We start from the raw sequence: 18,875 nt of genomic DNA on the forward strand, positions 1-18,875 counted from the left end.
CGAAGGCTGAAGCCCAGCTCTGTGGCCTGGGCGGTGAAGCGTTGGTGCTGCTCGGGATAGGCATCTTGGACGTAGATGCCCCAGTGGCAGCCCGACTGCGCCACGAACGCCGCATCAACCGGGGTCTGGGTGGCGATCACGGCATGCGCGGCAAAGGACATGACCTCGGTGCGAACCTGACGTCGTTGCTGGATGCTGGCCGACCTCCAACCCTCGAGGTCGCCGAACAAGCGGGCGAAGCGCGCCGCCGCTAGCCGACGGCCCTTACGGACGGCCGCAGCTGCGCCGCCGGCGATGTAGGCGTCGATCACCTCACCCAAGACGGGGCTGACACTCTGGTGCTCGGCCGGGACGCTCATGGTTCGCTCCTGGTGATCGGTGGGTAGATGTCGGCCAACACGCTCATCGCGTCGCGATACTGATCGGCGAGCCAGTCATTGGACAGGTGCAGATAGATCCGGGTGGTTTCCAAGTTCGCGTGTCCGGCCTGGGCCTGGATCGCCTCCAACGCCATCCCGGCCTCCCGCAGCCGGGTGAAGCACGTGTGCCGCAACTCGTGACAGGTCGCATGACGTAACCCGGCTCGGCGGCGGGCGCCGGCCAGGACCTCGTCTAGCCCGGCCGGGCTCAACGGCCGGCCCCGGCGAGGGCCCTTCAACACCACGAACACCAGCTCCGGATCAGAACCCGCGGGGCGCTCCGTGGCGAGATAGTCGGCCAGCTGGATGAAGAAGGCCTCGACGACCGGGACGATGCGTTCGTGGCCGCCCTTGCCCTGATGGACGAACACGCGCTGGTCACCCAGCTGCATGTCACTCAAGCGCAGACCCAACACCTCGCAGCGCCGGAGCCCGGCGTGCAACATCAGCGTCACCATGGCCCGGTCCCGCTGCGTGCGCAACGCCGCCATCAACGCCGCTGCCTCGCCCGGCGACAGGACCTGCGGCAGGCGCTTCGGGGCCCGGATCAGCGGCGAGCCCCGCAAGGAGCGGGACCGCGGCGACATCGACCGCGGGACCGGTTGCCGCTCACACAACCCCCGCGCGACCAGATAGTCGAACACCGACGACACCGTCGCCAGCCGACGCTTGATCGTCGAGGCAGCCAAGCCCTGCTCGCCATCGGCCAACCGGACCACGTTGCCGCCATGACGAGGAGCCCGCTGCTGCTCAATGAACGCCAGCACGTCCGCCGTGGTCACCGCCAGCGGTGCTTTCCCCACCACCTCGAAGAACACCTTGATGTCGAAAGCCTGCGCCAGTACGGAATTTGGGCGCAAGCGGGCTGCCGTGAACCGCAGATACTCATCCAGCAACTGCTCGCCGATCGTGGGCGCGGCCCCATCGATGAAATCCAGATGCGGCTCGAAACGCTCCATCACCAGCCCCCGCCCAGACGTCGATGGCCCCATCGTCGCCGTCACGTCGGCTGCCCGCTGCATCAGGGTCGAGATCACCTACATATCAAGCCCTTCTTCGCCAGGACGCAACCGTGACCGACAAGTTCACGCTGATCCACGCGGAGAAGGCCACCCACTCGGTCGAGTTGATGACCCGCCTGCTGCACGTGTCACGCGCCGGTTACTACTCGTGGGTGAAGCGACGCGACACCCCGAGCCCGGCGGCGACCCGACGGGCGGAGGTGACCGCTGCGGTGATCGACAGCCACACCGCCTCCAATGGCGTCAACGGGCACCGCCGGGTGCGCGCTGACCTGACCGCCGACGGCGTGCCCGCCTCGGAGGGGATGGTGCGCTCGATCATGCGCCAGGCCGGGATCGCCGGCATCCAACCGCGGACGAAGAAACGCACCACGATCCCCGCCGACGACGCCGAACAGCACCCTGACCTGGTCAAACGCGACTTCACCGCCGACACGCCAGGGACCAAGCTGGTCGGTGACATCACCTACCTGCGCGCTGGCGAGGGGTGGCTGTTCCTGGCCACCGTGATCGATCTCCACTCCCGGATGGTGGTCGGCTGGGCAATGGCCGAGCACATGCGCACCGAACTGATCAGCGCCGCTCTGCGGATGGCCCACACCCACGGACACCTCGCCCCTGGAGCGATCTTCCACTCGGACCGCGGATCTCAGTACACCTCCGCCGACTACGCCGCCGTCGCCGCCCAACTCGGGGTGCTGTTGTCGGTCGGGCGGACCGGATCGTGCCACGACAACGCGGTGGCCGAATCGTGGTTCTCGATGCTGAAGAACGAGATGTACCACCGGCACAGGTTCGCGACCCGAGCCCAAGCCAGGCTCCACGTCATGCAGTACATCGAGGTGTTCTACAACCGACGCCGCCGCCACTCCACCCTCGACTACCAAACCCCAGCCGCGGTCCACGCCGCTGCCCACCAACCTCAGACCGCAGCCGCGGCCTGACCAACAAAACACCTGTCCACGAAACTTGACACAGCCCATACGTGAGCAGTACGACGCTCTGGGCTGCCTCGCGGTCCACGGTCCAGTGCCCAGACACGAAGCCGGGGAACTCCCGAAGACCCGGAATGATCATCTGCTCGAGTGCCTTCCGCTGCTCCGCCTCCCGGTTTAGGTTCATGCGGAACGAGGCCAAGGTTGCGTGCGACGGTCCACTCATGGACAACAGGATGCCCTCGCTCTGCGCCCACCGCCAGGGCCTTGGTGCGGGGGATGTCCACCTCGGGTTGCGATGGTTCGCAGCGAACCGCTGGGCGGGACAGTGAGGTCCCACATAGCCGGTGGATTGCACGGCGATGCACTCCTTTGCCGCTGTCGGGCTAAGCGACGCCTACGCCAGAATGTCACGAGCGCTGAGGATCTGGGGTCCCAGCCCCCATGCCCGCCACGTGCCGTCTTCAAGTCGCAGCATCGTGAGGAAGACCATAGGTGTGACGAACGAGGCGAACGATTGAACCGCGGTGGGGGCTTCTGGGACGAACCGCATGACCGCCACACGATCTGGAGCGTCAACAAGCTGGATCACCCGTGAAGCCAGCCCTCTTCCCTTGAGGAGGTCACGCGCCCGTTGGTAGTCGCCCCAAACCGTTGGGTCATAAGTCAGAAGTCGCACGGCTTCGGCGTCAGCCGACAACGCTGTCCACCATAGGAAAGCGACCTGGGCCGGGTTCGTCAGATCTCCGAGTGCCCCGAGGGCGGCAAGCGCTTCGTCCTCGGCGGCCGGGATGAGTGCCGCCACGGGCGACTCATCCTGTCCCTCGGTAGCGAGGGCATCGTGGGCGAGTGTGGCGAACGTCGGTACCGTTGCGGTCAGGGCCGCGAGGTACTGGGTGATGCTCATAGTGGGCTGGCGGTACCGGGCTACGTCCAAGCGAAGGGCGTCCAGTACCTCTTGGCGGTGCTCGGCGAGCAGCAACGACAGGAACCTGTCAGGGTGCTGAATGGACACCCCATGGGGCTCGGCCGAGGCCGGGGGGAAGTCCTTCAGGTTGAACGTCAGCAGGACGTCTGCGCCCCCTGCGATGGCCGCGGCCAGCACATGGCGGTCCTTAGGGTCGCACGTGAGCCGGTGAATCAAGTCGTCGTAACCGTCCACCGATGCTTCTTCGTCAAAGGCATCCCGCATCGCGGCCACACGCTGCTTCGCCCGATCAGGGGTCATCAGCTTGAGCTTCGGCAGGTTCCGTTCTACCTCATCCAGGATCTCGTCGGACCACAGCGGAGTCAGCAGCCCAGCCTCAGCCAGGGACAGCAGGCACGAAGTCAGCCGAATGGGCACCAACGTGCACGCATCCAGCAGCACGACGGGGCCACTCATCGAGTGCGGATCACCTCGTCAGCAGGAGTGCCGAAATCGACGTCCTGAGCCAGCCTCCCCAACGCAGCACGACGCTTCGACGTCCGCTCCCGCAGGTACCGATCGACCTCCGATGCTCGGACCTTGCGATGCGTGCCGGCCCCGGCTGCCTCGATAGTCCCTTGATCGATGAGTCGGACGACCGTCATCCGGCTTACGCCCAGGTGATCCGCGACGGCCTGGGTGCTGAGCAATTCGTCAGAAGGAAGAACCACCGCCCCCGGGGACGTCTCCAACACCTCCAGGAGACGCAGAAATGGCTCACGCGCTGACATGTCCTCTACCGCCTCCAAGGCGGCATGCAACTGACGTGCTTGATCCGCAGCCAACATTCCAGTCATGCATCCAGGCTAGCCGAAACGCACAAAACGCACAAGATTACCGATGTGCGGCCGCGGTCACCCGGGTGTGAGCCACCTTCGGAGAGGACGGCGCAGTCCTTGCTTTAGCGCTCGCTCATGCTGCGCTGAGTCGATCGCCATCGTGGCCAAGCGTGCATGGGCGTTGATGTCGGGAAGGTCTGCGGGATGCTGACTCTGCTGCTGTTTGGGTGATCATCTCGGCGTTCGTCATTGCCCTGGCGGAGAGCCCCACCCACGCGCATCGTGAGGGGATCCGCAGGTGGGGTCATCATCCAACCCTGGTGATGACTGGCCATGCTGGCGTGCCTACAGTTAGGTGGCCCCTTCCAAGGTGGCTCGTAACAGGGCGTTGAAGGGCTCACCCGTGAACTGGGCCGCGTGACCGGCGCCCTTGACGACGGCGCGTTGCGCCCCCACCCGACCGGCCAACTCATCGCGGATGGCAGCGAAGATGTCCCTGTGCCCACCAGATACGACCACGATGGGAAAGTCCGCCGCAGCGAGCTCAGGTACCGGGGTTGGCACTTCCCACGGGGCCGCTCCTGTCAAGAGTGCGACGGCCGCCTTACGCAGCCCCTCCGGCAGCGGATCGGGGATCTGGCTCACCTCTGCCGGATCATTACCGAAGAACACCAGGAACTGACGCAAGAAGTGCTCGGGATCTCGCTGCTCGACAGCAATGCATCGTAGCCGGTGATGAACGCCTCGACGTGTGCTCGACCCCGCATCAGGTCGAAAGCCACCGGCTCGATCAGGACGAGGCTCTTCACGGCCTGCGGGTTGCGTGCGGCAGCCAGCATCGCGAGCAACCCGCCCATGGAGTAGCCGACCAGATGTGCGCCGTCCCCCAGCAGGCCACTGATGGTGACTGCATCGGCGAGCTGATCATCCGGAGCGTCGGGCGCCGATAGCACATAGCCCTGCCGATCAGGGAGGACTAGATCGTACGTCGCAGACAGGGCCCCCTGCTGCGCCCAGGTCTCCTGGCCACCGGTCACCCACTGTGAACCAACACGATGACATCACGGGCAGGATCCAACGACCGGTTGACGCCCATGAGCAGTCCTTTCTTGATCCCTGGCACACGCGCTTGTTGCAGCAGCCGACGATAAGGATCGACATTCGCGCACAACCAGGGCTCCATCATGTTCCCCAAGCGTGCACGTATGTCAGGGCGTGGCACGACAACGTGTGAAACCCCGCTGCGGAGAGCGAGACCACCATGGGTGTCGGCCCCGACCACATCACTCACCTCAGCAACCCGTGGCTCCCTTCCCGTGGACCGGTCAACAGCACGAAGGACTGCCTCCGTCGCCGGCCGACATCAGCCGAGCCCCCGCCTCGCTCGGACTCCCAGCTACGCTCTGCCGCGTCCTTCCCCGCGCTGCCTCGACAAGCCCATACCCCCCTCCCTTGATGTAGAACACACCTCTTGCACGACGGTTCGCGCTGTGGCTGGGGCGAGTGCGGGTTCTTAGGGGGTATGACGGCGTCACTGCACAAGCTGACGGCCGGGTCGGGCTATGACTACCTGACCCGGCAGGTCGCTGTCCAAGACTCCACGGAGAAGGGTCACGCGTCGCTGACGTCGTACTACACCGAGAAGGGAGAGGTCCCCGGACGCTGGGTCGGCGCCGGCCTCAAGGCGCTGGAGATGGAGCCTGGGAGCCCGGTGTCGGAGGTGCAGATGCGGGCATTGTTCGGGGCGGGGAACCATCCCGATATGGAGGCCCGACTCTCCGCCCTCCCGAAGGGCGCCACCGTCGAGCAGATCCGCCGCGCGGCGCGGCTGGGGTCGCCGTTCAGGGTGCATGAGGCGGCCACAGTGTTTCAGCAGGCGGTCGCGATCCGGTGTAGCCAATGGGCCGCCGCCAACGGTCTCGGAAGTGACGCCTCGGTGCCTGTCGATGTGCGGGCAGGGATCCGCAACGAGCTCGCCAGAGCCGGCTTTCAGCAGCGGATGGGCAGGGCTCCGAGCAGTCTGGAGCTGTCCTCGGAGGTGGCGCGGTTGACGCGGAATGCGACGACGGCGTGTGCGGGGTTCGATGTGACGTTCACGCCGGTGAAGTCGGTCTCAGCCTTGTGGGCGGTCGCGCCACAGCCGATGGCAGCTCAGATTGAGGAGGCCCACAACGCCGCCGTCGCCGACGCCCTGGCCTACCTCGAGCAGCGGGTGCTGTACTCGCGGCGCGGCGCTGGTGGGGTGCGTCAGGTCGAGGTGACCGGCCTGATCGCAGCCGCGTTCACGCACCGGGACTCGCGCGCGGGGGATCCGAATCTGCACACCCATGTCGCGATCGCGAACAAGGTCCAGACCCTGGATGGGGCGTGGTTGGCGATCGACGGGCGGCCCTTGTTCGCGGGGATGGTGAGCGTCTCGGAGGTGTACAACACGCAGCTGGAAGCCCACCTCACTACCCGTCTGGGTCTCCGTTTCGCTCCGGATCTGACCCGGGATCCGGCGAAGCGACCGGTCCGGGAGATCGTCGGCGTCCCGGAGCAGTTGCGTGAGGCGTGGTCCAGCCGGAGGGCCGCGATCGTGGCCCGTCAGGCCGAGCTCGCCGTCGACTTCCAGCACGATCATCATCGCCCGCCGACACCTGCCGAGGCGATCGCGTTGGCGCAGCAGGCCACGTTGGAGACCCGTCAGGCCAAGCACGAACCCCGCACCCTGACCGAGCAGCGGACCACCTGGGCAGCCCAAGCGACCGCGGTGCTCGGCGTCGACGGCGTGACGCGCATGCTCGCCGACGTGCACGCCGCGGGCCGCGCGCCGGGGCCGGCGGCGACGGCGGAATGGGTGGACTCGGTGGCCGACGAGATGGTGACAAGGATGGGTCTGTCGCGGGCGTCGTGGACGGTGTGGCACCTGCAGGCCGAAGCTTCCCGGAGGGCCAGGGAACGCGCCACCAGTCCCGAACAAGCCGCCCAGCTCACCGCCGAGCTGCTGGCTGCGGCGACCGATCGCTGTGTCGCGTTGGAGGGGTGGGTCGATCCGATCAGCGACCCGCAGGTCCTGCGCCGCACGGACGGGGAATCGGTGTACACCACCGTCGGGAGCCGGCGGTTCACGTCCACCGCCGTGATCGAAGCCGAACAGACCATCACCAACGCCGCGACACTGCTGGATGGCCGGACAGCGAGCGAGGCGGACGTGTCGCTGGCGCTGCTGTCCTCCACCGCCAATGGCATCACTCTCACCGCTGGACAGATCGCCTTGGTGCGTCAGATGGCCACCAGCGGACGCCGGGTCCAGCTCGCCCTCGCCGCCGCCGGATCCGGGAAAACCACCGCCCTCGCAGCCCTGGCCCACGCATGGCAGGACGGCGGAGGAACCGTCATGGGGCTCGCCCCCTCCGCCATCGCAGCACGCCTATTGGCAGACCACGTCGGCCACGCCACCACCCTGGCAAAGGTCGCCTGGGACCTCCACCACAACCACAACGATGTCCACTCCACGATCGGACCTGACACGCTGATCATCATCGACGAAGCTGGGATGGCTGATACACCCACCCTGGCGGCGGTGATCGGAGTGGCGATGGCGCGTGGGGCGTCGGTGCGGTTGATCGGGGATGATCAGCAGCTCGCCGCCGTCGGCGCCGGCGGGGTGCTGCGCGACATCGACCACACCCACGGCGCCGTCCACCTCACTGAGGTCATGCGGTTCGCTGACACCGCGGAAGCAGCCGCCTCCCTCGCGCTGCGTGACGGCCGACCCGAGGCTCTTGGCTTTTACCTCGACCAGCAGCGGATCCATGCCGGCTCGGACGAAAGCGTCCTCCGCGACGCCCTCAACGGCTGGCAGACCGACCGCGCGGCCGGCCTTGACACGGTGATGCTGGCCGGCACCCGCGACCAGGTCACCCAACTCAACCAATGGGCCCGCGAACACCGCCTCACCGCCACCGGCAGCCACATTGAGGGTCCCGTCGCCGCGCTGTCAGACGGGAACCTCGCCTCCGTCGGGGACGTCATCGTCACCCGACTCAACGACCGTCGACTCTCCGTCAGCGCCACCGACTGGGTCAAGAACGGCGACCGCTGGACAGTCACCGCCGTCACCACCACCGGAGCAATCCACGCAGTTCATCGTCTCTCCGGATCCCGGATTCAACTACCCCCCACCTACGTCACCCAAAGCGTGGAGCTGGGCTACGCGGTGACCGTCCACGGCGCCCAAGGCATCACCGTCGACACCACCCACACCGTCCTCACCGGCGCCGAAACCCGGCAGCAGTTGTATGTGGCGATGAGCCGCGGACGCCGGTCGAACCATGCCTATGTGGAGGTGGTCGACGGCGGCGGGGAGAACTCCCCCATCCACCCCACCACCCTGCGACCAGTCACCGCCGGCGACATCCTCGAATCCATCCTTGCCCGCGACGGATCCTCCAGATCCGTCATCACCGAAACCCGGCACGCCGTCGACCCCTACACCCGCCTCGGCCAGGCGGTGGCCCGCTACACCGACGCGCTGAGCGTCGCCGTCGAACACCTCAACACCCACGCCGCACGCGAGCTGGATCGGAATGCCGACGAGGTCGTCGATCAGCTCACCTCTAGCGCGGCGTGGCCCACCCTCCGGGCCCACCTCCTCCTGCTCTCGGCCGCCAGCGAGACGTCCCCTTCACCGCTCCAGCTGCTCCGCGATGCTGTGGATGCGCGCGAACTGTCAACTGCCCAGGATCCGGCGGCAGTCCTGACCTGGCGACTCCCCCACCCCGACACAACGGGGCCACTCCCCTGGCTCACCGGCATCCTGGAGACACTCGCTCACCACGACCAGTGGGGCCCCTACCTCGCCGCCCGGGCCTCCCAGGTCCGTGATTTCGCCGCCGAAGTCCGAGACGCCACAGCTGCCATCGGGCGCCCGGTGTGGGCGTTGCCGGGGCAGACGTTGACCTCGTCGAGCGTGACCGAGGTGGAGGTGTGGCGCGCCGCCTGGCAGGTCGAACGATCCGACCGACGACCCACCGGACCCGCTCAACTCGGCGCAGCCGCACACCACTGGCAAACACACCTCACCGACCGGCTCCGCCCCGCCCACCCCGTCGCGATCTGGACCAACCTCCTGCTCGACATCCGCCCCGACCTCCCCCGCGACCCCTACACCCCCGTGCTCGCCCACCGCCTCGCCTCCCTCCACAACACAGGCGTACCGATCACCGAACACCTCGCCGCAGCCGTCGCCGACGGACCGCTGCCCGCAGAGCAGCCCGCAGCCGCGCTGTGGTGGCGCCTCAGCCGACACATTGCTACCGCGGACGCGCCCACAATGCCTGCTTGGGAGGGGTCGCTCGTCGAGCGTCTCGGCTACGAAGCGACGGCCGATCTGGAAGCCAGCCCCTGGTGGCCACACCTCGCTGCCGCCATCACCCACGGCACCGACCAGGGCCTCCACATCGACGACTTGATCGCTCCCGTGGCGGATGTGTCCGGGTTCGATGATGCGTGTCAGGCGATCCTGTGGCGCGCCCACCACCTCACCGAAACCAACACCGCACTGGTCGACGAGGACGGGTTTGAGGCGCCTCCGCATCCCGACGAGCTGCCGCCCGACGGGATCGATGAGATCGACTGGTCCACGCGCACCGCCGACCTCGCCGAAGCCGCCCGGTTACGGGAGCGCACCGACCCCGATTGCAGCGAGGTCGAGCTGCGGCAAGCATTCGCAGCAGCCGACCGCTGGGCCGACGAACCCCACACCCCGGAGCGCCTCGCCCAGGTCACCCAGGCCGCAGCCGGGTTCTTCGAGGTCCAGCTGCCCGGGAGCTGGAGCCACAGCTACTTCGCGCAGCGGTTCGGGCAGGATCTCGCCGGCGACCCCCGATTCAGGGTCGGTCACGCGCCAGCCGGCTGGACCAGCCTCGTCACGGACCTCCGGAAGCGGGGGTTCACCACCGCCGAGCTACTGGCGGCCGGAGTGGCCACCACCACCCGGCAGGGCAACGTGATCGATCGATTCCGCGACCGAGCCATCCTCCCCATCACCCACGACGGCGTCATCGTCGGGTTCGTCGGCCGACGCCACCCCGACGCCGACGACGACCACGGCCCGAAGTACCTCAACAGCCCCGCCAGCCCACTGTTCGCCAAGCGCGACGTGCTCTACGGCCACCGCCACCTCACCCACGATGCTGTGCCAGTCATCGTGGAAGGGCCAATGGACGCGATCGCGGTCACCCTCGCCGGCCGAGGCGCCTTCATCGGCGTCGCACCACTCGGCACCGCCTTCACCCCCGAACAGGCTCTACTGCTGCGCGGCGGGGTCACGCCGGTGATTGCAACCGACTCCGACAACGCCGGCCACGTCGCAGCCGAGAACGCCTTCTGGCTGCTGGCCCAGCACCGCCACGACCCCCACCGCCTACTCCTTCCCGCGGGCAGCGACCCGGCACAGCTCTTCGAACAGCACGGACCCGACGCCCTCCACGACGCCCTCACCAATGCCACCACCGCCCAGGCGCAGCTGATGCTCCGCGACCGCGCCACCTTCCTCAACCCCATCGAAGCTGGCCGCCAGATCGCCGACATCATCGCCGCCCGCCCCGCCACCACCTGGGGCGACGAACTGCACCTCGTCCCGGAGGAGCAGACCCGATACCTGGTGGCGCGGGTCAACGCCTGGACCACCACACCCACCTCAGCCGCCGACCAAGCCAAGGAGCAGACCCGGGCCATGCGACAACGCCTCGACCAGCCCTCCACTGAACGCTGGCAGCAGTGGGCCGACACCACCGGCCTCGCCGGGACGCCGGAGTGGCCATCGATAGCTGCCAGGCTCGACGAGCTACACCACGCCGGCGCCGACACCAACCTACTGGCCCGACGCCTCGCCAGGGTCCCCGCCGCCGTGGTCACAGCAACCCTGGCCCAACACAAGCCCGGTGGTCGGGTGGAGATCGACTGGCGCCCCTGGGCCGCCGGCGTCAACAGCGACCTCCTTGCACCGAACAGTTGGGACAGCGTCACTTCCCAGCTGACGCACCTCCAAACGTGTGGCGCCGACCTCGAGGCGCTCGCTCGCTCCCTCATGGGCTGCTCAGCTGATCGGATCACGACCACCCTGCTGAGGGTCCTGAGGCATCACCTCGGCCCATCCCTAGAGCTCACCCCGACACGGGATCCAGAGAAGCGTGTCAGCCCTAGGATCATCGAACGGTCGACTGGCTCCGGGCCACCACGGCCCAGTCGGTAGTAGATGCTGTGCGCGAGATTTGGGCGGGGCAGACGACTGGGCGGCGATGACGACGCACCACCGACGACCATGTCAGCCGAGCAGAAGGTATAGAGCGGTCAGCGCCACGAAGACGGTCACCAGCCGGTCGAACGTCGGTTGATCAATGCGCCGGATGATCAACCTGCCCACCCATGTCCCAAGCAGGACCGCTGGCGCAAGAGCGAAGGCCAACACCGCAGTGTCGGCCCGCACGATGCCGAGCCCGATAGAGACTGGGAGCTTTGTCAGGTTGACAGCGAAGAAGAACCAGGCAGTTGTCCCGAGGAACCTCCACTTGTCGTACTTGGCGGCGAGCAGATACAGGTTCATGGGAGGTCCGCCTGCGTTCGCGACCATGGTGGTGAAACCCGCCAGCGACCCGTAGGACCTGGCCACAGCCGGCCGGTGCGGAGCCAACCTGTCCGACCACCGTCCCAGCACGAGCAGACTGACCAGGATCGCTCCGATCGTCCGCTTCAACAATGGGCCGTCCACCCAGCTCAGAAACAAGGCCCCGAGCCCGATACCGATGAGCACCGGCACCACCAACCGACCGATCAAACGCCAGTCGACGTTACGACGATACGTCCAGATCGCCACCATGTCACCCACCAAGAGCAGCACCAGGACGACCCCCGTCGAGTCCTTCGTCGGGATCACTAACGCAGCCAGGACAACCGCGATCATCGCCACTCCCCCGATCGCGGTCTTCGCAAAGCCGATGAGCAGCCCGCAGATAAGCAAGATCAGCCACTCCGCCAGCGAGACAGTAGCCAGGACATGCACCCATTCGGTCATGCCCGGTACACGCTCCCAAGTCCCCGCTGCTTCTCCACCGAACATATCTCCATGGACGCCACCCATCACTAAGTTCGACCCTCCGGCTGGTTGGCACGCCGCCACCCCACGCCCGTTCGAACAAGTTAGCACGGGGTGGACACATTGCTCATTGCATGAGATGTACTCTTGTCTTGTCTACGACCCGACGTCGTAGATGCGTGGCGGTCGCTCTGCACACGGTGACACGTGGACGACGCCAACCCACAGAACCTTCAAAGGAAGACATCGTGACGAATCCCTCGCTCGTTACCCAACCCGCCACAGGGAGGCCGCGCGGATTCATGCGCGCGGCCCTCTACGGCGCGTTCGGGCTCCTGACTCTGGCTCTGGCCGCGTGCTCGGGTGGCCCGGCTGAGCCCGCCGAAACCGGCTCCCACACCTCCGAGTTCGACCTGCCGCTGCCCGACCTGCACGCGGTCACGTTCTTCGGCGGGACCATCAGCGGCTGGTGGCTCCTCATGGTCGGCATGCTGATCTGTGTGGCCGGATTCGTGTTCGGGATCCTCAGCTACATCAAGCTGAAGAACCTCCCCGTCCACTCGTCCATGCGGGACGTGTCCGAGCTGATCTACGCCACGTGCAAGGCCTACCTCCTGCAGCAGGGCAAGTTCCTGATGTTGCTGTTCGCGTTCATCGGTGCCGTGATCTTCGTCTACTTCGGGTTCCTCAACACCACCGGCGGCTGGGCCCGGGTGTTCATCGTGCTGGGGTTCGCGATCATCGGCATGCTGGGTTCCTATGCCATCGCCTGGTACGGCATCCGGCTGAACACGTTCGCCAACTCGCGGACCTCGTTCGCCGCCTTGGAGGGCAAGCCGTTCAAGGTCTACGACATCCCGATGCGCTCGGGCATGAGCGTGGGCATGGTGCTGATCTCGACCGAACTCATCATGATGCTGGCCATCCTGATGTTCGTGCCGGCCGACATCGCCACCGCCTGCTTCCTCGGCTTCGCGATCGGTGAGTCGCTGGGCGCCTCGGCGTTGCGTATCGCCGGCGGTATCTTCACCAAGATCGCCGACATCGGTTCGGACCTGATGAAGATCGTGTTCAAGATCGGCGAGGACGACCCGCGTAACCCCGGCACCATCGCAGACTGCGTGGGCGACAACGCCGGAGACTCCGTCGGCCCCTCCGCGGATGGCTTCGAGACCTACGGCGTCACCGGCGTCGCGCTGATCACCTTCATCCTGCTCGGCGTCCAGGCGGACCTGCAGGCCCACTTCCTGATCTGGATCTTCTTCATCCGCGCGATCATGCTGGTGGCCTCGGCGCTGTCCTACTTCGGCAACGCGATGTGGGCCAAGTCGAAGTTCGGCGACGCCGACGAGATGGAATTCGAGACCCCGCTGACCTCGCTGGTGTGGCTCACCTCGATCGTGTCCATTGTCCTGACCTTCATCATGTCGGCCATCCTGATCCCCGACGTCGGCGGCGACACCACCCTGTGGTGGAAGCTCTCACTGATCATCTCCTTCGGCACCCTGGCCGGCGCGGTCATCCCCGAGCTGGTCAAGGTCTTCACCGGCGTCCGCGCCAAGCACGTCCAGGAGGTCGTGAAGTCGGCCAAGGAAGGCGGCGCCTCCCTCGACATCCTCTCCGGCCTGGTCGCCGGAAACTTCTCGGCCTACTGGCTGGGCATCGCGATCGTGTCCCTGATGGCAGGCGCCTACGGCGTCTCCACGCTGATCGAACCCGGCGCGATGGTCGACGGCGTGGTCACCGGCGGCGTCATGCTCGTCCCGGGCGTGTTCGCGCTGGGCCTGGTGGCCTTCGGTTTCCTGGGCATGGGCCCGGTCACCATCGCCGTGGACTCCTACGGCCCGGTCACCGACAACGCACAGAGCGTCTACGAGCTGTCCCAGATCGAATCGCTCCCCGGCATCCGCGAGGAGCTCGAGCGCGACTACAGCATCACCCCCAACTTCGAACGGGCCAAGTACCTGCTCGAGGCCAACGACGGCGCCGGCAACACCTTCAAGGCCACGGCCAAGCCCGTTCTGATCGGTACCGCAGCGGTGGGCGCCACCACGATGATCTTCTCCATCATCATGGGGCTGACCTCCGGTCTGACCACCAACGTCGAGAACCTGTCCCTGCTGCACGTGCCGTTCCTGCTGGGCCTGATCACCGGCGGCGCGATCATCTACTGGTTCACCGGCGCCTCCATGCAGGCCGTCACCACCGGGGCATTCCGCGCAGTGGAGTTCATCAAGGCCAACATCGACCTTGAAGGCACCACCAAGGCCTCCGTCGAAACCTCCCGCAAGGTGGTGGAGATCTGCACCCAGTACGCCCAGAAGGGCATGTTCAACATCTTCCTGGGGATCTTCTTCGCCACCCTCGCGTTCGCCTTCGTCGAGCCGTACTTCTTCATCGGCTACCTGATCTCGATCGCCATCTTCGGGCTCTACCAGGCCATCTTCATGGCCAACGCCGGTGGCGCCTGGGACAACGCGAAGAAGATCGTCGAGGTGGACCTGCAGGCCAAGGGCACCGAACTCCACGACGCCAGCATCGTCGGCGACACCGTCGGCGACCCGTTCAAGGACACCTCCTCGGTGGCCCTCAACCCGGTCATCAAGTTCACCACCCTGTTCGGCATGCTCGCGATCGAGCTCTCGATCATCATCGGCAACCCCGCCATCAACGCCGTCCTCGCCGTCACCTTCGGCGTGGCCAGCATCTACATGGTGTACCGCTCCTTCTACAACATGCGGATCGACGCACCCATGCTCACCTCCGCGGACTTCGCCTACCTCAAGGAAGACGCGAAGGCAGCGAGGGCCGAGATGGCAGAGAGGGACACCGTCGGCTCCGCCCTCTAGCCGGTCAGTGACAGTGGGCCCCGGGCTGCACCTGCAGCCCGGGGCCCATCAGAAGGAAGCGTCGGCGGACGTCACCGTCCTAACCGTGTGCATCAACGAGAGATGGCTAGATGGTGATGCCCGTCAACACGAGGAGGCGGTCGTCGGTGATGTCCGCCATGGCGGTGGCTACACCCTCGCGGCCTTGGCCGGAAGCCTTCCATCCGCCGTACGACATCTGGTCCGCCCTGAAGGTCGGCACGTCACCGATGATGACACCTCCCACCTCAAGCCGCTGCTGGGCGAGGAATGCCGTCTGGATATCGGTCGTGAAGACGCCCGCCTGTAGGCCGTACTTCGAGGAGTTCACGAGCTCGAAGGCCTCGTCGATGTCCTCGAAGGTCGCAAGGGTAAGAACGGGGCCGAAGACCTCATTGTTGGCGATGATCGAATCCGGGGGGACGTCAGTGAGGAGCGTCGGAGAGACCGTTGTTCCTTCCGCCGTCCCGCCAGTGAGCAGATTGGCTCCTCGATCCGTGGCATCGGTCACCCACGTCACGATTCGGCTCGCCGAGTCGAGATCAATGACCGGCCCCACCTGCACCTCGGCATCGGCCGGGTCACCCTGCCTGAGCCCCTCCATGACCTTGACCAGTTCCGTCGTGAACTCCTCCGCGATGCTCGAGTGGACGTAGACACGCTGTACGCCAACACACGACTGTCCCGCCTGGTAGCAACCGAAAAGCCCGATTCGGGCGGCTGCAGTTCTGATGTCCGGCCAATCAGCGGTCACGACGACTGCGGCATCACCGCCGAGTTCGGTGATCACATGCTTGTCCGGTGCTGCGGCGCGAATCATGGCACCCACCCGGTCAGATCCAGTGAATGAGATCACTGGCAGTCGCGGGTCCGTGAGCAAAGGCTCCTGCTGGCTGAGACTCATGGGCAAGACAGAGAACATCTGCTGCGGGAGTGCCGTTTCAGCGACGAGTTCGCCGAGCAGGAGTGAGGAGAGGGGCGCCTTCGGCGTGGGCTTCACAAGAACGGGGGCGCCGACTGCGAGCGCGGGCGCTACTTTGTGCGCCACAAGGTTCAGGGGAAAGTTGAAAGGCGTGATCGCCAGGATCGGACCGCGGGGGAACCGTCGAACGAGTGCCATTCTGCCGGCACCCCCTTCGTCGCTGTCCAATCGCATGAGTTCACCCGAGAACCTCCTGGCCTCCTCTGACGCCCATCTGAAGGTGGAGATCGCCCGGCGCACCTCGTTTCGGGCCCACATGTCCGCCTTGCCACTCTCCATCGTGATCAGGTGGGCTATCTCGTCGAATCGCTCGTTCATCCGGTGGTAGACGTGATCGAGCGCGGATGCTCGCACGTGGGCAGGAAGCGCTTGGGCCTCTGCACGGACGGCGGCGAGATCTGCGACGGCCTGTTCGACTTGCTGGTCGGTTGGCATCGAGACTTCAGCAACAAGCGTGCCGTCATAGGGGGACCGAACCTCAAAGGATTCAGCGCCCAACGTTGGCACACCTGACAGATAGAACGGACTGGGCATGGGGGCTCCTTGGTAGCGGTCTCTTGACTCGATTGGGTGTCGGTTTCCGGGGCGAAGGTGAAAGTGGTTCGGGTGGCCGCTAGGTGAGACATCGTACCCGTTGGGGCACCAGTCGACTGCGGCCTGAAGCCGCCGCCGTGGCGACGGCGGGTCAGCTGCCCACTGCCAGGCAGGTGGCTCGGGCGACTGCCGCGACATTGTCCGCAGTGAAGCCGTACTTGGTGAAGAGACGGGCGCCGGAAGCTGATTCCCCGAAGTGGTCGATGGCAATGATCGCTCCATTGTCGCCCACGTAGCCCCGCCACCCCATACTGATGCCGGCTTCCACAGCCACCTTGGCGACCCCGGGCGGCAGAACCTCGGCCCGGTACTCCCCCGGCTGCTCGTCGAACCATTCCTGACAGGGCATGGAGACCACGCGGGTGCCGATGCCTTCGGCCTGCAGCTGGTCGCGGGCGGTGAGGGCCACCTCGACTTCGGAGCCTGTGGCGATCAGGACGACGCGCAGCTGGCCGTCGGCGTCGACCAGGATGTAGCCGCCCTTGGCCGTGTCCGACGCCGGGGCGATGCCGGCTTGGTCGCGGTCGACCGTGAGCAGGTCCTGACGGGAGAGGATGATCGCCGAAGGCCGGTCGGTGTGGGACAGGGCAAGCGCCCAGGCCTGCACGGTCTCGTTGGCGTCAGCCGGCCGGATCACATCAAGGCCCGGGATGGCCCGCAGCGACGCGAGGTGCTCGACCGGTTGATGAGTGGCGCCGTCCTCGCCGACGCCCACCGAGTCATGCGACCACACGAAGATGCTGGGCACCTTCTGGATCGCGGCCAACCGGACTGCGCCGCGCATGTAGTCGGCGAAGACAAGGAAGGTGCCGCCGTAACAGCGGGTCAGCCCGGAGATGGTGATCGCGTTGATGATGTTGCCCATCGCGTGCTCGCGGATGCCGAAGTGCAGCGTCCGCCCGGTGAAGTCCCCGGCGAACTCAGGTGACGACTGATCCGGCGGCAGGAATGACTTGACGCCCTTCATGGTGGTGAAGTTGGGCCCAGCCAGGTCGGCGGAGCCGCCCCACAATTCCGGCATCACCTCCGCCAAAGCGTTCAGCACGTCCCCGGAGGCTGCGCGGGTGGACTTTGTGCCCGGCGGAAACACTGGTAGCGCCGCCGCGAGATCTTCGGGGAGGCGGCGGCTGACAAGGCGCTCGTAGAGGTCGGCGTGGTCGGGATTGCTGCTTTGCCACGCTTCAAACCGGGGAAGCCATTCCGCCTTAGCGGCCGCCGCCCGCGACGCCGCGTTGCTGCGGGTATGCTCCAGCACGTCGGCCTCGACGGCGAAGTGGGCGGCAGGGTCGAAGCCGAGAGTGGATTTGAGCCCAGCAATCTCCGATGCGCCCAGTTTCGCGCCGTGGACGCTGTGGTGGCCGGCCATGGTGGGCAGCGGCCAGCCAATCGTGGTCGTCAGCCTGATGAAGCTCGGCTTGTCCGTGACAGCTTTCGCAGCTTCGATGGCGTCGAAGAGGGCCCCCAGGTTCTCGGTGTAGCCGCTGCCGCCGTCGGTCCAATCGACATGTTGCACATGCCAGCCGTAGGCCGCGTACCGGGCCATCACGTCTTCGGTGAACGTGATCTGGGTCTCTCCCTCGATGGAGATCCGATTGTCGTCGTAGATCAACACCAGATTGCCCAGCTTCTGCGCACCGGCCAGCGATGACGCCTCTGACGCCACACCCTCCTGCATGCAGCCATCGCCGGCGATCGTGAAGACCGTCCGGTCAAACACGCTCGGCTTCCCCAGCGGGGTAGACGGGTCCAACAGTGCGCGCTCCCGACGGGCCGCCATCGCGAACCCGACCGCGTTGGAGATGCCCGCACCCAACGGACCGGTGGTGCATTCGACACCGTCGGTGTGGCCGAGCTCAGGGTGGCCAGGAGTCCGCGACCCCTCGGTGCGAAGCGCCTCGAGGTCGGCAAGCTCGAGTCCGTACCCAGCGAGGAACAGCTGGCAGTACTGGGTCAACGAAGAGTGCCCCGCAGACAGGACGAAGCGGTCGCGACCGAGCCAGGTCGGCTCAGCGGGGTCGCCTCTCATGACCTTCTGGTACAGCAGGTACGCCACCGGCGCCAAGGACACGGCGGTCCCGGGATGACCGTTGCCCACCTTCTCCACCGCGTCGGCGGCGAGGATCCGGGCAGTATCCACCGCCCTCTGGTCCAGCTCGGTCCAGGTGAAATCGGTCATCGTTGTCCTCTTCTTCCGTGAGTGTGCCCACGCCGGGGCGGGTGAGTTGCTGAG

12 protein-coding genes are annotated in these 18,875 nt (G+C 66.3%); 3 read left to right on the plus strand and 9 right to left on the minus strand.

The features are described 5' to 3' along the window. Both ACZK5N_RS13530 and ACZK5N_RS13535 read right to left on the minus strand, forming a co-directional pair. Positions 1-359 (minus strand): hypothetical protein (locus tag ACZK5N_RS13530; protein WP_463625134.1); only part of this gene is annotated, 359 nt, incomplete at its 3' end. After that, positions 356-1,456: a tyrosine-type recombinase/integrase gene (locus ACZK5N_RS13535; RefSeq protein WP_459017671.1), complete on the minus strand. Its 1,101-nt coding sequence runs from the start codon at positions 1,454-1,456 to the stop codon at positions 356-358. The genes ACZK5N_RS13535 and ACZK5N_RS13530, both read right to left, overlap by 4 nt. Before the next feature lie 35 nt (positions 1,457-1,491). On the opposite strand from ACZK5N_RS13535, the gene ACZK5N_RS13540 reads away from it, so the two are divergent. Continuing rightward, complete coding sequence (locus ACZK5N_RS13540; RefSeq protein WP_459017683.1) at positions 1,492-2,385, plus strand: IS3 family transposase; 894 nt, start codon at positions 1,492-1,494, stop codon at positions 2,383-2,385. Positions 2,386-2,773: 388 nt separating this feature from the next. Here the strand turns inward: ACZK5N_RS13540 and ACZK5N_RS13545 are convergent, their stop codons facing one another. The 4 genes from ACZK5N_RS13545 to ACZK5N_RS13560 form a co-directional block, all read right to left on the minus strand. After that, entirely contained in the window at positions 2,774-3,760 is a 987-nt protein-coding gene (locus tag ACZK5N_RS13545) for a PIN domain-containing protein (RefSeq protein ID WP_459017684.1), read from the minus strand. Next, the gene (locus tag ACZK5N_RS13550; RefSeq protein WP_459017685.1) at positions 3,757-4,140 is read right to left on the minus strand and encodes a helix-turn-helix domain-containing protein; all 384 of its coding nucleotides are present in this window, start codon (positions 4,138-4,140) and stop codon (positions 3,757-3,759) included. Before ACZK5N_RS13550 ends, ACZK5N_RS13545 begins: the two co-directional genes overlap by 4 nt. Positions 4,141-4,473: 333 nt before the next feature. Next, the gene (locus ACZK5N_RS13555; protein WP_459017686.1) at positions 4,474-4,767 is read right to left on the minus strand and encodes an alpha/beta fold hydrolase family protein; all 294 of its coding nucleotides are present in this window, start codon (positions 4,765-4,767) and stop codon (positions 4,474-4,476) included. Continuing rightward, positions 4,764-5,159, minus strand: coding sequence for an alpha/beta fold hydrolase (locus ACZK5N_RS13560; protein ID WP_459017687.1), 396 nt, complete (start codon positions 5,157-5,159; stop codon positions 4,764-4,766). Before ACZK5N_RS13560 ends, ACZK5N_RS13555 begins: the two co-directional genes overlap by 4 nt. 485 nt (positions 5,160-5,644) lie before the next feature. Here ACZK5N_RS13560 and mobF point away from each other — a divergent pair, with 485 nt between their 5' ends. Next, complete coding sequence (gene mobF / locus ACZK5N_RS13565; protein ID WP_459017688.1) at positions 5,645-11,362, plus strand: MobF family relaxase; 5,718 nt, start codon at positions 5,645-5,647, stop codon at positions 11,360-11,362. Positions 11,363-11,434: 72 nt separating this feature from the next. On the opposite strand, the gene ACZK5N_RS13570 is transcribed toward mobF, so the two are convergent. Then, positions 11,435-12,181 (minus strand): sulfite exporter TauE/SafE family protein, encoded by a 747-nt coding sequence (locus ACZK5N_RS13570; protein ID WP_459017689.1) that lies wholly within the window; start codon positions 12,179-12,181, stop codon positions 11,435-11,437. 323 nt (positions 12,182-12,504) lie between these two features. On the opposite strand from ACZK5N_RS13570, the gene ACZK5N_RS13575 reads away from it, so the two are divergent. Beyond that, on the plus strand, positions 12,505-15,051 hold the full coding sequence (locus ACZK5N_RS13575; protein WP_459020436.1) for a sodium-translocating pyrophosphatase: 2,547 nt from the start codon (positions 12,505-12,507) through the stop codon (positions 15,049-15,051). 106 nt (positions 15,052-15,157) lie between these two features. On the opposite strand, the gene ACZK5N_RS13580 is transcribed toward ACZK5N_RS13575, so the two are convergent. Together ACZK5N_RS13580 and tkt are read right to left on the minus strand one after the other, a co-directional pair. Continuing rightward, on the minus strand, positions 15,158-16,585 hold the full coding sequence (locus tag ACZK5N_RS13580; RefSeq protein ID WP_459017690.1) for an aldehyde dehydrogenase family protein: 1,428 nt from the start codon (positions 16,583-16,585) through the stop codon (positions 15,158-15,160). Positions 16,586-16,736: 151 nt separating this feature from the next. Continuing rightward, positions 16,737-18,821, minus strand: coding sequence for a transketolase (gene tkt / locus ACZK5N_RS13585; protein WP_459017691.1), 2,085 nt, complete (start codon positions 18,819-18,821; stop codon positions 16,737-16,739). Positions 18,822-18,875 lie beyond the last annotated feature (54 nt).

The organism is Tessaracoccus pujii (assembly GCF_055326215.1).